This is a genomic window from Virgibacillus sp. FSP13 (assembly GCF_054048505.1).
The window spans coordinates 148,634-164,186 of sequence record NZ_JBSVKG010000002.1 but is presented as its reverse complement, the minus strand read 5'-3'; the positions used below and the strand labels follow the sequence as shown (position 1 = coordinate 164,186).

Sequence of the window (15,553 nt, the reverse complement as noted above, 5' to 3'; positions counted from 1 at the left end):
TGACGGTTCATCTTAAACAAACATTAAACTGGATATACACCATGTTTTCTTTCTGTAAATGTCACAGCTTTTGACTCATACATCGCAAAACGGGAAGCTAGCTCTGTGCGTAGCTTATCAGGTTCAATAATCGCATCAACAACTAATTCTGATGCCAAGCGATAAATATCAATATTATCCTTATATTCATCTTGTTTTTCCTTAATAAATGCCGGACGCTCTTCTTCTGGTAATTCGGCAATTTTATTTGCATAGACCGCATTAACGGCAGCTTCTGGTCCCATTACAGCAATTTGTGCAGTTGGTAATGCTAAACAGCAATCAGGTTCAAACGCAGGACCTGCCATTGCATATAGTCCTGCACCATAAGCTTTACGAACGACAACAGAAATTTTCGGAACAGTTGCTTCACTCATGGAGGCAAGCATTTTTGCCCCGTGACGAATAATGCCAGCACGTTCTACCTTTGTTCCGATCATAAAGCCAGGAATGTCCATTAAGAACAATAATGAAATATTGAATGCGTCACATAATTGAATGAATTTTGCTGCCTTATCCGCTGAATCAGGGAAAAGCACCCCACCTTTAACACGTGGCTGATTCGCAATAATTCCAACCGATTTTCCGTTGATTCTCGCTAGTCCGGTAATTAATTCCGGAGCAAACTTTTTCTTTATTTCACAAAAGCTAGCTTCATCAATTATTCGATCGATAAAATCATACATATTAAATGGTGCATTTTGATTTTCTGGAATTAAATCTGTAATTGTTTTCTCAAACTCTTTCACATCTTTTGCTTCCATTGCTTTTGGTTTTTCTTTGAAATTTGCTGGAAAGTAGGTTAAATAGTTACGTGTGTAATCAATGGCTTCTTCTTCCGTCTTCACTAAAACATCACCACAGCCGGAAACAGAGCAATGCATTTGTGCACCACCCATTTCTTCGAGTGAGACCTTTTCACCAATTACTTTTTCAGCCATTCGCGGTGATCCTAAATACATGGATGCATTACCTTCGACCATGATCACGATATCGCAAAATGCTGGAATATATGCGCCTCCAGCTGCAGATGGGCCAAACAATAAACAAACTTGTGGTACTCTTCCTGATAATTTAATTTGATTATGAAAAATCCGACCTGCTCCTCTACGCCCAGGAAACATTTCAACTTGGTCGGTAATTCGTGCGCCTGCTGAGTCAACTAAGTATAACATTGGTAATTCAAGCTTTTCCGCTGTCTCCTGGATACGAACGATTTTTTCAACCGTTCTCTTCCCCCATGAACCAGCTTTAACTGTTGAATCATTCGCCATTACACAAACAGCTTGTCCATTAATTTTACCAATTCCGGTGACAACGCCATCTGATGGCAAAGAATCATCCATACAGTTTGCAAAAAATGCATCTTCTATGTCGATACCTTCATCAAACAATAATTCTAGTCGTTTACGAACGAATAATTTTCCTTTTTCTGCATTTTTTTCATGGTATTTTTCTTTTCCGCCTTGTTCAATATTTTCTATTCGTTGCTGCAAGTCCTCTACGTATGACATAGGTTGACCTCCTGTGATTATTTTCCTTCGTATATCGGTTTTCTTTTCTCCTTAAACGCAATTAGCCCTTCCGTTCGGTCCTTTGTTGGAATGGTTTCTTTATAGCATAGGTGTTCAATGGTTAAACCAGTCGTACTATCAGTTTGAAAGCCTTGATTTATGGCTGTTTTGGCCTGACGTAAAGCGACCGGTCCATTCTGAGAAATACGCTTTGCCATCTCCATTGCATTTTCTAGTAACGTATCTGATTGACTAACTTGCTCAACCAGCCCTATTTCCATCGCCTCCGAAGCGGGAATTGGCTTCGCTGTGAAAATTAACCGTTTCGCTTGACCCAAACCTATCAGTCTCGTTAATCGTTGTGTCCCGCCAGCACCCGGGATGATTGCTAATGATGTTTCAGTTAACCCCATTTTAGCATGTTCTGCTGCAATTCTTATATCACATGCTAAGACAAGTTCCAATCCACCACCAAATGCTGATCCGTTTAGTGCGGCAATTACTGGTATCGGTAAGTTTTCGATATTTGTTACTGTTTCCCCAATATAACGGACAGCGTCGATTGTTTGCTCATCATTCATACCTTTACGTTCTTTTAAATCAGCACCCGCACAAAATACTTTTTCACCTGAAGCAGTAATAATCGTACACCGAATGGATTTATCTTGTTTGATTTTATGAACGCATTCATTCAAGTCATCTAGTAATGTTCTTGACATCGCATTGGCTGCTTCTGGCCGATTTAACGTTAGAATAGCAATATTATCGCTTGTCTTTTCATAATTTACTAGATTGGTCAATTACTTCACCCCTTACATGATTTTCCAATCTTTAGAGGGCCCCGTCCAAACCGAGGCCACGAAATAGTAGGTAATTTGACTAATACGTTATTCAATAACGGCAATAACGTCCCCTTCATTAACGAAATCGCCTTCTGCAACCTTTAATTCCTTAACAGTTCCGTTTTGTTCTGCTGCAATTGGGATCTCCATTTTCATCGATTCCAAAATAACAACATCTTGCCCTTCCTCCACATTTTCACCTTCACTTACTGTTATCTTCCATACGCTACCTGCCATTGATGCTTTAACTTCTTGCATTTTTTATTCCTCCTAGTTTGTTTTCGTCATTGGTAAATAATGTTCTTGTACAAATGCTGTCGTTGTGATACCTGCTTTAAATTGTTCATGATCGATAATGGTTTCAAGCATGGAAATATTTGTTTTAATTCCCTCAATTTTATAATGTGTTAATGCTGCTTTCATTGTTTCAATCGCATCACTTCTCGTTTCACCAGTAACAATAAGTTTACCGATCATCGGATCATAAAAAGGTGTCACATCGTAATTGTCGGTTACAGCAAGTTCGTTTCTAATGTTTTCCCCCGATGGAATCTGCATTGTCCCAATATGTCCTGGTGAAGGAAAAAATGTTACCGGATCTTCTGCATAAATACGAACCTCAATTGCATGACCGTCAATTTTTAATGCTGCTTGATCTATGGTTAATGTCTCACCATTCGCGATCTTGATTTGCTCTTCAACAATATCAAGTCCAGTAATTTCTTCTGTAATGGCATGTTCAACCTGAATTCTCGTATTCATTTCCAGAAAGTAAAAGTTTTCTTTAGCATCTACAAGAAATTCAATTGTACCTGCGTTTGTATAACCAATTGCTTTTGCTGCCTTAACAGCGGTCTCCCCCATTTTCTCACGAGTTCTTTCTGAAATAAATGGTGAAGGAGCTTCTTCAACAACCTTTTGATTTCTTCGCTGGACGGAGCATTCTCGTTCAAATAAATGGACAGCATTACCGTGCTGATCGGCCAATATTTGAATTTCAATATGGTGGGCATCGTCCAGTTTTTTCTCCATAAACATGGCACCATCACCAAAGAAGTTTTCGGCTCGTTTGGAATTACTAGCAAATGCCTTGGTTAATTCATCATCCGATTCCACAACCTGCATGCCAATTCCACCACCGCCAGCAGATGCTTTCAACATGATTGGATATCCAATTTTATTAGCAATTTCTAATGCATCGTCAACAGATGCAGCAGCACCATCTGTTCCTGGAACTACTGGAACACCTGCTTTTTGCATCGTATCACGTGCCTCGATTTTGCTACCCATTTTTTCCATAATATTGCCTGAAGGGCCAATGAATGTTAATCCAGCATCCTGACATCTTGTTGCAAACGATGCATTTTCACTTAGAAAGCCATAACCTGGGTGGATTGCATCGGCATTTGTTTCCTTTGCAATCGCTAATATTTTGTCAACGTTCAAATAACTTTCATTCACACGTGGTGGACCAAGCAGATAACTTTCATCAGCAAGTGAAACGAATGGCGCCTTTTGATCTGCCTCCGAAAATACAGCAACAGTTAGGATATTCAATCGTTTACACGTACGAATAACACGTGCAGCAATTTCACCACGATTTGCGATAAGTATCTTTTTAATCATAAACATCACTCCTTATTTTTCAAGTTGTTGGATTGCAAGCTTTTTCAGTTTATATTTCTGGATTTTTCCGCTTGCAGTCATCGGATATTCATCAACGAATTGAATATATTTAGGAATTTTGTGTCGTGATATGTTACCCTCACAGAATGAACGAACATCCTTTTCGGATAGAAGAACACCATCTTTTAAAATAATCCAGGCCATTATTTCTTCGCCGTATTTGGCGTCAGGGATCCCAACAATTTGTACATCCAATATATCAGGATGTTGATAAAGGAATTCTTCAATTTCCCGCGGATAAATGTTCTCACCACCACGGATAATCATATCTTTCATGCGTCCAGTAATTTCTAAATAACCGTTTTCATCCATTACCGCAAGATCCCCTGTATGGAGCCAACCTTCACTATCAATTGCGGCATTTGTTGCTTCTTCGTTATTGTAGTAACCCTTCATGACGTGGTAACCCCTCGTACACAATTCACCTGGTATACCCTGAGTTTGCTCCTCATTTGTTCCTGGTACGGTGATCTTTACCTCGACATTTGGGTGTGCTCTACCAACGGTTCGTGCTTTTAATTCAACTGGATCATCCGTTTTGGTTTGCGTTATAACCGGCGATGATTCAGTTTGCCCATAAGCAATTGTAATTTCAGTTGCCCCCATTTTATTCATGACATCATTCATCACTTCAATTGGACAAGTGGAACCAGCCATGATCCCTGTCCGCAAATGAGAAAAATCATACTTAGAAAAATTAGGGTGATTTAATTCAGCAATAAACATCGTTGGAACGCCATGTAAACCGGTACATTTTTCATCTGAGACAGCCTTCATCACTTTTTCCGCCTCGAATTGCTCTAAAATAACCATTGTTGTCCCTTTTGAAACAGCCGCCAGTACACCCAATACACAACCAAAGCAATGAAAGAATGGAACAGGAATACATAGTCGATCCTGATTTGTTAGTTTCATACAATCAGCAATCTGGTTTCCATTATTAACGATATTATGATGGGTTAGCATCACACCCTTAGGAAACCCGGTTGTACCTGAAGTATATTGCATATTAATGACGTCGTTTTCGTGTAACGTATTCTTCCGTTCTACTAACGCAGCCTCTGACACATTTTTACCCTTTTCGATCATTTCTTCCCATGTGTATGCGTTTGAGTAATTCTCATCACTAATAACAATAATGTTCTTTAATGATGGAAGTTTTTCTGATTGCAAATTCCCTTTTTCAGCATGTTCAAATTCGGGACAGACCGTTTTTAAAATATCGATATAGGACGTGCCTTTATATGATTCTGCTAAAATTAATGTCGTTGTCTCGGACTGTTTTAATAGATATTCAAGCTCTTTGGCTTGGTAGTTTGTATTTACAGTAACTAGAACTGCCCCCATTTTACCTGAAGCAAACTGGGATGTGAGCCATTCTGGTTTGTTGTCAGACCAAATAGCTACATTTTCTCCCTTTTGAATACCTAGAGACATAAGCCCTTTGGCAGCTTGATTGACCATTTCATCGAACTCTTTGTACGTTTTTCTAAGATTTAATTCTGGATAGACAACCGCTTCCTGATTTGGATACAAACTCACCTGTTCTTCCAATAACTCCCCAACAGTTACATGTAATAAAGACATGAATCTTCTCCCCTCATTCGTAGTTTAGCATCCTAATTGTCTTGCAATTACAAGTCGTTGAATCTCAGAAGTACCTTCACCAATTTCTAGTAGTTTGGCATCACGTAAGTAGCGTTCCACCTCATATTCGCGCATATAACCATAGCCACCAAGTATTTGTATTGCTTGATTTGCCGAACGAAATGCTGTCTCAGTCGCATAAAGTTTTGCGTAAGCAGCTTCTTTTGTAAACGGCTTCCCTTGGTCCTTTAACCATGCAGCTTTGTGTACCATGTTCCGTGCCAATTCAACTTCCATCGCCATATCAGCAAGTTTAAATTGAATTGCTTGGAAATTGGAAATGGCTTTACCAAATTGTTTTCTTTCTTTCGCATATTCCAAAGCTTTTTCAAGTGACGCTTGAGCAATTCCTAAACCAAGGGCACCAATGGAGATTCGTCCCCCATCAAGTGTATGTAAAAATTGTTTGAAGCCTTTTTCAGGATCTCCTAATAAATTCGCTTTAGGTACACGTACATTATCCAAAACAATTTCTGCTGTATCTGAGCCACGAACGCCCATCTTATCATAATTGTTGTTAGTCGTTACCCCTTCTGCGTCAGCTGGAACGATAATTGCACTAATTACATTTTTGCCACGGTCATCTTTGCCAGTAACCGCAGTAACAATGATTGTTTTGGCGTAGTTAGCATTCGTAATAAAACATTTCTCACCGTTAATGAGATAATCATCACCATCTTCAACAGCGGTTGTTTTTGTCCCACCAGCATCTGACCCGGCATTTGGTTCAGTTAAACCAAAAGAACCTAATGCTTTTCCTTGTGCAAGAGGCTTTAAAAATTCCTCTTTTTGTTCTTCTGTTCCAAAATAATAGATTGGACTAGCACCCAGGGAAACGGCAGCTGCATAGCTTAAACCCGTACTCCCACATACCCTTGCTACTTCTTCGACAGCTAACGCGTAAGATATTGTATCCCCACCGGAGCCACCATATTCCTCAGGGAATGGAATACCTAACAAGCCCAGTTCTCCCATTTGCTCGAAAATATCTTCCGGGAATTTTGCCTCTTTATCAATTTCTATTGCTCGTGGTTTAATAACATTATCTGCAAAATCTCGAACCATTTTTTTAATCATTAATTGTTCCTTTGATAATTCAAAATTCATGTTAAACCTCCTAAGTTGGCGATGATTAGACCGACTGGTTGGTCTGTTTATCTAGTAAAAAAATGAAAGTAATTACTTTCACAATAAATGAAAAACCTTTAAATAAGCATGTTTTTATCGGAATTATTTGTTAGACCATTTTCATTCAATACCGAGTGCAAGATTAGATCCACAAAAATATCACCGATTTCATCAATTGTCTTTGTTCCGGTTTGCCGGTACCATTTGTAAGTCCAATTTACCATTCCCAAAATTGCCATTCCGGTAATTTCGACTGAAAGGTCTTGACGAAACTCGCCACATGCTTTTCCTTCATGAAGGGCTTCTAACACAATTTGCTTAAACTGATCACGTTTTTGCTTAACCAATGTTTCATAACGCGGTTTCAAATATATCGTTTCCTGATAAAAGACAGCAATATGTGGTTTATACAGATCAAATACTTTGACAAATTCTTTTACAATTGCTTGTAACTTTTCTGTTGGTGAAGCATATGTTTTATTGGCAAACTCTGCTTTCTCCAATACATATGTAATAAACGTGTCATGGATAACAAACAATAATTCATCTTTAGATGTAAAGTGATGATAAAAACCACCTTTAGATGTACCAACATCTTCTACAATTTGATTCACGGTTACCCCATGAAATCCATGCCTTTCAAACAAGAGTAATGCCGCCTGAATGATCCTGCTCCTTAAATCTGTCATAGAACCCCCTTCTTAGAAAATTCAGTTTAATAGTATCATATTTTAATACATTAATAAAGCGTTTTCATAAAAGTATTTTAAAATAAAATGTATTGACCTTCATATTGGAATTTGTCTCAAGGCATTAATAGTGCCTGTCAGGCCAACACCTGACAAGCATATTAAATTATTCATCGGTTTCGTTAAAAGGCTTCTTATAAACAGCATCTTTCCATACTTCAACAACTTCACCTTGATTATCTGTATCAATGACAAAGGATCCATTACTATATCGGTCACTAGTTGATAGCTCCAACGGGAATAAATCATGTGTTTCCCCTTTACTTGTTTTGAAACAGATTGTATCATTCTCATTAATAATAAAGGATCCTCGCACACGATGAGCCTTGTTTTTTAGTTCACGAAGCATGACCAAGCCACGTTTTGCACGACTGGATTTCTCGAATTCACTTAATTTCATCCGTTTACATGCACCACGATGTGTTACTAAGGCGATTGATGGCTCAGCTAGGTCATCAAAAACTTGCCCACTTATAACAAACTCGTCTTTTTTAAGTTGTATTGCTTTAACGCCCGCTGCTCGTTGACCAACAGGGGATACATCAGATTCATGATACCATAATCCATACCCTTTATTGGAAGTAACGAATATATCACAATGACCGTTTGTTTGAAAAACATTTACCAACTCATCATCATTTTTTAGATTTATTGCAACAAGTGCTTTGGAATATCGCTGTGCTTCATATAATTTTATTTCACTACGTTTTACCATGCCATTTTTTGTGAAAAATACGAGGTAATTATCATCTGAAAAGGTTCGAATTGGAATACATTGAATAATCCGCTCGTCTTTATCAAGGGTAACAATATTAGAAATATGTTGACCAATATCCTTCCAGCGAATGTCTGGTAGTTCATGAATTGGAATAAAGATATATTTTCCTTTGTTCGTAAATAATAAAATTTTATCTGTTGTATTCAATTCAATTAAACCTACCAGGTGATCCTCGTCTTTAATTGCCAAATCTTTACCGTTCGAAGCAGCGTACGAACGTAAACTTGTTCTTTTAATATATCCATCTTTTGTAACCGAAACGAGTACATCTTCACTAGCAACCATTACCTCGATATTAATTTTCAACTCTTCAATCTCGTTTTCAATCGTAGTTCTTCGCTGATCTGCATAAGTTTTTTTCAATTGTTTTAAATCTGCTTTAATTGTTTGCAGTAACTTTTTATCACTTGACAGAATAGCTTCTAGAGTAGTGATTTTTTTTCGTAATTCACCTGCTTCTTTTTCAAGTGAAGTAATATCCGTATTAGTTAGCCGATATAATTGCAACATAACAATTGCCTCAGCCTGCGCTTCAGAAAAACCATAGGCAGCAATAATCCGCTTTTTAGCATCGCCCTTGTTTTTTGATGCCCGAATTGTAGCAATCAATTCGTCTAAAATAGAAATAGCCTTAATTAATCCCTCAACAATATGTGATCGTTCATTTGCTTTTTTTAATTCAAAAGTTGTTTGTCTTGTCACAACTTCTTTTTGATGTGCAATATAGGCATCAAGTATTTGCGGTAAAGAAAGCAATTTAGGTGTCTTATCTTGAATTGCTACCATATTAAAGTGGTACGTAACCTGTAGGTCGGTATTCTTATATAAGTACTTCAAAACACCCTCGCTTTTTGCATCTTTCTTCAACTCAATGACAATTCTCAATCCTGTACGGTCCGTTTCGTCTCGGACTTCAGCAATCCCTTCTACTTTCCGATCAATCCGCAGTTCATCGATTTTTTTAACCATATTTGCTTTGTTGACTTCATACGGAATTTCGTCAATAACGATTTGCTCGCGATTTCCTCGAATCGATTCAACTGCCGCCTTTCCTCGAACAACTATTTTACCTTTTCCTGTCTCATAGGCTTTCTTGATCCCGTCAACGCCTTGAATAATCCCACCAGTTGGAAAATCAGGTCCTTTAATAACATCCATTAACTCATTAACTGTAATGGAAGGTTTATCAATTTTTTTAATTACAGCATCAATTACTTCCGCTAAGTTATGTGGTGGAATATCTGTTGCATACCCAGATGAAATACCTGTTGATCCATTAACAAGCAAATTAGGAAATTTAGCAGGAAGAACAACAGGTTCCTGTATCGTGTCATCAAAATTGGGAATGAAATCAACTGTTTCTTTATCGATATCACGAAGCAACTCTGATGCAATGCTGGACAGTCGTGCTTCAGTATACCGCATGGCAGCTGAAGGGTCCCCATCAATACTACCGTTGTTACCATGCATTTCCACTAACACATTACGTACTTTCCATTCTTGACTTAATCGTACCATTGCCTCATATACCGATGAATCTCCATGCGGGTGGTAGTTCCCAATTACGGTACCAACTGTTTTAGCCGATTTACGAAAATTTTTATCGTGTGTATTTTTTTCCTCATACATAGCATACAGAATTCTTCGTTGTACTGGTTTTAACCCATCCCTCGCATCTGGCAACGCTCTATCCTGAATGATATATTTACTATACCTTCCAAATCGATCTCCAATAACTTCTTCAAGTGGAAGGTCCAAATACTTCTCTGGTTGTGACAAACCAACCCCCCCTTATTGTTAACATTTAATCTATATGAATTTTGTCGTTTTCTAATATATTTTCAGCATCGTCCATTCCAAATTGGACATTGCCTTCAATCCATTTTCTTCTCGGTTCAACCTTGTCACCCATTAATGTTGTAATTCTTCGTTCAGCCCGTGCAAGATCATCGATGGTCACACGAATTAAAGTTCGAGTTTGCGGATTCATTGTCGTTTCCCATAATTGATCTGCATTCATTTCTCCGAGACCTTTGTATCGTTGTATTGTATAACCGTTTTTAAATTCCTTTAAAATATCCTGTAATTCATTGTCTTCCCACGCATAAACAATTTTTTCGTTTTTGCCTTTGCCTTTAGAAACTTTATATAAAGGTGGTAAAGCAATGTAAATTTTTCCAGCTTCAACCAATGTTCGCATATAACGATAGAAAAATGTTAACAACAATACTTGAATATGTGCTCCATCGGTATCAGCATCAGTCATGATAATGATTTTATCATATTGTACATCGTCCAAATCAAAATCGCCACCAACACCTGCACCAATAGTGTGAATGATCGTTGAAATTTCTTCATTTTTAAATACATCCTGGAGCTTGGCTTTTTCCGTATTGATCACTTTACCCCTTAACGGAAGTACCGCCTGGAATTTACGATCTCGTCCTTGTTTTGCCGAACCACCAGCAGAATCCCCCTCAACTAAGTAGAGTTCATTTTTTTGTGGGTTTTTGGATTGTGCGGGAGTTAATTTCCCACTTAGCAATGTATCTTTTCGTTTCTTCTTTTTGCCTGTTCTGGCATCTTCCCGTGCTTTTCTTGCGGCTACTCGAGCTTCCTTAGCCTTAATCGCTTTTCGAATTAATAAGCCAGCAACGTCAGGATTTTCTTCTAAAAAGTAGGAGAGCTTCTCGGAAACGACCGCATCAACCGCTGACCTTGCTTCAGATGTTCCCAGTTTTCCTTTTGTCTGCCCTTCAAATTGCAGCTTTTCTTCCGGGATCCTAACAGACACAATCGAAGTGAATCCTTCTCGAATATCAGTACCTTCCAAATTTTTATCCTTTTCTTTTAATAAAGCTGTCTTTCTTGCATAATCATTAAAAATTCGGGTAATCGCTGTCCTAGCACCTGATTCATGCGTTCCACCATCTTTTGTCCGAACATGATTGACGAAAGACAACATACTCTCGGCATACCCATCATTAAATTGAAAAGCAAAGTCTACTTCAATTTCCTGTTGTTCTCCTTCAAATGATACAACCGGGTGTAATGTATCTTTTTCTTCGTTTAAAAATTTAACAAATGATTCCAATCCATCAGGGTACTGATAAACCTCTTTTCGTTTTTCCCGTTCATCTATTAATTCAATTTTTAGCCCTTTTAAAAGAAATGCTGCTTCACGTAATCGTTCAGATAATGTTTCGAAGTTAAATATAGTGGTTGAAAAAATAGAGTTGTCTGGCTTGAAGTGGATAATCGAACCTTTCTTCCTTGTTGCTTCTCCTTTTTCCAAGGTTCCAACCGGCTTACCGCCATTTTCAAAAAGTTTATAATAGGTATATCCATCACGAAAACTGGTCACCTCCAACCATTCTGACAATGCATTTACAACCGAAGCGCCTACACCGTGCAATCCCCCGCTTGTTTTGTAGCCACCTTGACCAAATTTACCACCGGCATGTAAGATCGTAAAAATTACTTCAATTGTTGGTCTACCGGTACTATGCATCCCGGTTGGTATTCCACGTCCACTGTCTTCTACGGAAATACTATTGTCTTTATGTATCGTGACCTTAATTAAATCACCGTATCCGGCTAAAGCTTCATCAACAGCATTATCGACTATTTCAAAAACTAAATGATGGAGCCCACGAGAATCCGTACTCCCGATATACATTCCAGGCCTCTTTCTAACTGCATCAAGACCCTCTAATATTTGAATCGAATCATCAGAATATTGTAGCGACTGTTTATCCAATCCGTTCTCTACTCCCTTCACACACGCATATGCTTTATTACTATATTAGAACAAATGTTTGTTATTGTAAATTATATTTATCAAATGGACATGTTTATTAGTATACTACAAGTAAATTCTGCTTGTATAGCTATCTTATGAAATACGGTTATAACAGCAATAAAAAGGATGACCGATAAGAGTCACCCTTTTTACTGTTTATTCCCAATTAATACAGAGTGTGCAACCTTTATACACAGGTCCATGATTACAGTAAAATCACGTTCCTGCAAATAATCATACGCCTCTTGGTTTGCTACTCCTTGCTGGGCCCAGAATACTTTAGTTTCTGTCAGAGCAGCCTCCTTCGCTATCTCAGGCAAAAATTCTGACCTACGAAAAACATTTATAATATCAATTTTCTTATCAATATTCGTTAATGACGGATACGCTTTTTCACCTAAAACCTCATCAACCTTAGGGTTAACAGGGATAATCTGATAGCCGTTTTCCTGCATCCGTTTTGAAATTTGATAGGATGTGCGTTCTGGATTATCAGACAAACCAACAACAGCAATTGCCTTTGTATCTTGCAACACGTCTTTTATTGTTTCATTTGTAGGATTTTCCATAACCATGTCTTTTTCCTCCTATTTTTCAAGCAAATTATGTTCAGTTAAAAATTGTCTTGCTACCTTCTCCGGTGAAACGTCTTTATAGTCTACACGATAATTCATTTTCCGCATTTGATCATCTGTTATTTTGCCACCAAGTTTATTCAGTATTTCCTCAAGCTCCGGATATTTTACTAACGTTTCTTCACGCAAAAGTGGTGCGCCCTGGTATGGTGGAAATAAATTTTTAGGATCATCCAATGTTACGAGACCCAATTCTATCATATAGCTATCTGTTGCATAGGCATCAATAATATCAACTTCACCATTAGACAATGCCTGTTGACGAATTCCCGGTTCCATTGTTTTTACATTGGCAATATCTAAGTTGTATATTTCCTGCATGCCTACATACCCATCATACCGGTCATTAAACTCTAGTGTAAAGCCTGCAGTACTAGTTTCTTCCACTTTATTTAAATCTCCGATCGATGTTAAATCATGTTGCTTGGCAAATTCTTTCGTTGTTGCTACTGCGTACGTATTGTTGTATTCCATTGGGGCTAGTAATGCCATATCATATTGTTTTTTCATACCTTCTTTCGCCTGTTCATAGACTTCGTTTGGATCATTACTATTTGCTTTCTGTTCCAGATGGGTAACAATAGTAGTACCTGTGAACTCTGGATAAATATCGATACTGCCTTCTTTTAGAGCGTCAAACACAAATGCTGTTTTACCTAAGCCGGGTTCCAATTTAACGTTCAAATCCGTATTTTCTTCAATTAACAACTTATACATGTTGATTAAAATGGCTGGTTCTGCCCCTAGCTTTGCTCCGATAACCAAATCATTCTTTTTTTCTGAATGAAAGATTAATGGTGAAGCCACAACTAACACAGCAATAATTAGCATCGCAATGAATGACTTAAATCCAGATCGTCTCGATATTCGTTCAAAGCCACGTAAAATGAAATCCAGAATAATTGCCAGTAATGCGGCAGGTATCGCTCCTAATAGAATTAAATTAATATCCGCACCACGATTGAGCCCTAATAAAATTAACTCTCCTAATCCCCCAGCACCAATTAACGCTGCGATCGTTGTTGTCCCGACAATCAACACCATTGAAGTCCGAACTCCAGCCATAATCACCGGCATCGCAATCGGTAATTCGACCTTGGTCAATCGTTTAAATGAGTTCATTCCCATTCCTGTTGCCGCTTCTTTTAATGCAGGATCAACTTCCTTTATCCCTGTATATGTGTTCCGCAAAATCGGTAGTAAACCATATAAAGTTAATGCGATAATTGCCGGTGTAGTCCCGATTCCAAACAACGGAATTAGAAGAGCTAATACCGCCAAACTGGGAATTGTCTGCATAATAGCTGACACGCCGATTATTGGTTCTGCAACACGTTGATATCTAGTAAGTATTAATCCTAATGGTACAGCGATAACAATGGCAATAATTAATGATAATAATGATAGCTGCAAGTGTTCCCAAATGGTTTCTACTAATATATCCTGTCTTTTTTCGAAAACAGAGATAAACGCATCCATTATTGAATCACCCCGTTTTCCATTTTAGTTTTACTTTTTAGAAATGCCACTATATCCTTATCACTTAAAACTCCCACTAATCTTTGTTCTTTAACGACAGGAAATAATGTTTGATCACTAGATTGAATGATTTCCGTTGCCTTATAGAGGGGCAGATCATTTTCAAGTGTTCTTGCTTCATGGAATACCCCATTTGTTGTCGCGCCATAATACATGTTGTGCTCATCTCTAATAATGGATGTACCGGATGAATTGTATGTTTGATGATCAAATTCGTTTTTGGTAATAACTCGATCATTTGATTCATCCGCAATAACATCGATCGCTGTTTGCCATGGTGATTTACGCTCACCGATGAAATCCTTAACGAATTGTGTTGCTGGATGTAAGATTAACTGTTGGGGGGAATCAACTTGGATGACTTCTCCATTGCGCATTAAGCATACTTTATCACCTATTGCCATCGCTTCATCCATATCATGTGTGACAAACACAATTGTCTTTTTAATTTCTTTTTGTAATGCACGAATATCATGCTGAAGTTGTTCCCGGCTAATTGGATCCAGTGCACTAAAAGGCTCGTCCATTAATATAATGTCAGGATTTGCGGCCAATGCACGAATTACTCCGATACGTTGCTGCTCACCGCCTGATAACTCACTAGGCATTCGCTTTTGATAGGTAGATGGATCAAGTCCAACCATTTCCAACAATTCCACGCTACGTTCTCTAATTTTCTTCCTTTTCCACTTTTTCATTTCTGGCACAACCGCAATATTCTCTTCAATTGTCAGGTGGGGGAATAAGGCAATTTCCTGCAGAACATAGCCAATATTCCATCGCAATTCATGAATGTTATAGTCGTTTATATTTTTATCGTTTATGTAAATTGATCCGAAAGTAGGTTCGATTAAACGATTAATCATCTTCATTGTCGTTGTCTTTCCACAACCACTTGGTCCAATTAACGTTACTAATTCTCCGCTATTAATCTGAAGGGAAAAATCATTTAACGCTTCCGTTCCATCAGGATATACCTTCGTCACATTTTTAAATTCAATCAATCTTTTCATCCTTCCAGTTTTAATTTCTAACCCTATTTTGGCAAATACCCCTATTATCAGTTTCAAAAACATTCCAGCATTTAGCAAGCTAAATGCATTAAAATCATGATGAATCATTATTTTGGGTTCTTTCCATCATAACTTCATGATAAAATAAACTATACTATGATTACGTATAGAGAGAAGGAAA

Annotated in this window: 12 protein-coding genes; all 12 read right to left on the bottom strand. The window is 37.9% G+C overall.

Annotation, left to right across the window (positions count from 1 at the left end; genetic code table 11):
• Positions 1 to 23 precede the first annotated feature (23 nt).
• The 12 genes from ACW2QC_RS02650 to ACW2QC_RS02595 all read right to left on the bottom strand — a co-directional run bounded on the left by ACW2QC_RS02650 (position 24) and on the right by ACW2QC_RS02595 (position 15,363).
• Complete coding sequence (locus ACW2QC_RS02650; RefSeq protein WP_457542434.1) at positions 24 to 1,553, bottom strand: acyl-CoA carboxylase subunit beta; 1,530 nt, start codon at positions 1,551 to 1,553, stop codon at positions 24 to 26.
• A gap of 17 nt (positions 1,554 to 1,570) precedes the next feature.
• A complete protein-coding gene (locus tag ACW2QC_RS02645; protein ID WP_457542433.1) occupies positions 1,571 to 2,353 on the bottom strand; it encodes an enoyl-CoA hydratase in 783 nt (260 codons plus the stop codon).
• A gap of 87 nt (positions 2,354 to 2,440) precedes the next feature.
• Entirely contained in the window at positions 2,441 to 2,653 is a 213-nt protein-coding gene (locus ACW2QC_RS02640; RefSeq protein ID WP_457542432.1) for an acetyl-CoA carboxylase biotin carboxyl carrier protein subunit, read from the bottom strand.
• 12 nt (positions 2,654 to 2,665) lie between these two features.
• Positions 2,666 to 4,021: an acetyl-CoA carboxylase biotin carboxylase subunit gene (locus tag ACW2QC_RS02635; RefSeq protein WP_457542431.1), complete on the bottom strand. Its 1,356-nt coding sequence runs from the start codon at positions 4,019 to 4,021 to the stop codon at positions 2,666 to 2,668.
• Positions 4,022 to 4,033: 12 nt separating this feature from the next.
• The gene (locus ACW2QC_RS02630; protein ID WP_457542430.1) at positions 4,034 to 5,668 is read right to left on the bottom strand and encodes an AMP-binding protein; all 1,635 of its coding nucleotides are present in this window, start codon (positions 5,666 to 5,668) and stop codon (positions 4,034 to 4,036) included.
• 24 nt (positions 5,669 to 5,692) lie between these two features.
• On the bottom strand, positions 5,693 to 6,835 hold the full coding sequence (locus tag ACW2QC_RS02625) for an acyl-CoA dehydrogenase (RefSeq protein ID WP_457542429.1): 1,143 nt from the start codon (positions 6,833 to 6,835) through the stop codon (positions 5,693 to 5,695).
• A 98-nt stretch (positions 6,836 to 6,933) separates the two neighbouring features.
• Positions 6,934 to 7,545, bottom strand: a complete 612-nt coding sequence (locus ACW2QC_RS02620; RefSeq protein WP_457542428.1) for a TetR/AcrR family transcriptional regulator — start codon at positions 7,543 to 7,545, stop codon at positions 6,934 to 6,936.
• A 166-nt stretch (positions 7,546 to 7,711) separates the two neighbouring features.
• The gene (parC, locus tag ACW2QC_RS02615; protein ID WP_457542427.1) at positions 7,712 to 10,162 is read right to left on the bottom strand and encodes a DNA topoisomerase IV subunit A; all 2,451 of its coding nucleotides are present in this window, start codon (positions 10,160 to 10,162) and stop codon (positions 7,712 to 7,714) included.
• A 25-nt stretch (positions 10,163 to 10,187) separates the two neighbouring features.
• Positions 10,188 to 12,143 (bottom strand): DNA topoisomerase IV subunit B, encoded by a 1,956-nt coding sequence (gene parE, locus ACW2QC_RS02610; protein WP_457542426.1) that lies wholly within the window; start codon positions 12,141 to 12,143, stop codon positions 10,188 to 10,190.
• A gap of 191 nt (positions 12,144 to 12,334) precedes the next feature.
• Positions 12,335 to 12,754 carry a CoA-binding protein gene (locus ACW2QC_RS02605; protein WP_457542641.1) on the bottom strand — a complete coding sequence of 140 codons (420 nt, stop codon included), beginning with the start codon at positions 12,752 to 12,754 and terminating at the stop codon, positions 12,335 to 12,337.
• A gap of 18 nt (positions 12,755 to 12,772) precedes the next feature.
• Positions 12,773 to 14,299: an ABC transporter permease/substrate-binding protein gene (locus tag ACW2QC_RS02600; protein WP_457542425.1), complete on the bottom strand. Its 1,527-nt coding sequence runs from the start codon at positions 14,297 to 14,299 to the stop codon at positions 12,773 to 12,775.
• Entirely contained in the window at positions 14,299 to 15,363 is a 1,065-nt protein-coding gene (locus ACW2QC_RS02595; protein ID WP_457542424.1) for an ABC transporter ATP-binding protein, read from the bottom strand. Before ACW2QC_RS02595 ends, ACW2QC_RS02600 begins: the two co-directional genes overlap by 1 nt.
• Between the last annotated feature and the right edge of the window lie 190 nt (positions 15,364 to 15,553).

Excerpts from the sequence above, each read along its gene's own strand:
- ACW2QC_RS02650 (WP_457542434.1), bottom strand. The coding sequence starts at position 1,553 with ATGTCATACGTAGAGGACTTGCAGCAACGAATAGAAAATATTGAACAA.
- ACW2QC_RS02640 (WP_457542432.1), bottom strand. The coding sequence starts at position 2,653 with ATGCAAGAAGTTAAAGCATCAATGGCAGGTAGCGTATGGAAGATAACA.
- ACW2QC_RS02635 (WP_457542431.1), bottom strand. The coding sequence starts at position 4,021 with ATGATTAAAAAGATACTTATCGCAAATCGTGGTGAAATTGCTGCACGT.
- ACW2QC_RS02630 (WP_457542430.1), bottom strand. The coding sequence starts at position 5,668 with ATGTCTTTATTACATGTAACTGTTGGGGAGTTATTGGAAGAACAGGTG.
- ACW2QC_RS02625 (WP_457542429.1), bottom strand. The coding sequence starts at position 6,835 with ATGAATTTTGAATTATCAAAGGAACAATTAATGATTAAAAAAATGGTT.
- ACW2QC_RS02620 (WP_457542428.1), bottom strand. The coding sequence starts at position 7,545 with ATGACAGATTTAAGGAGCAGGATCATTCAGGCGGCATTACTCTTGTTT.
- ACW2QC_RS02605 (WP_457542641.1), bottom strand. The coding sequence starts at position 12,754 with ATGGAAAATCCTACAAATGAAACAATAAAAGACGTGTTGCAAGATACA.
- ACW2QC_RS02600 (WP_457542425.1), bottom strand. The coding sequence starts at position 14,299 with ATGGATGCGTTTATCTCTGTTTTCGAAAAAAGACAGGATATATTAGTA.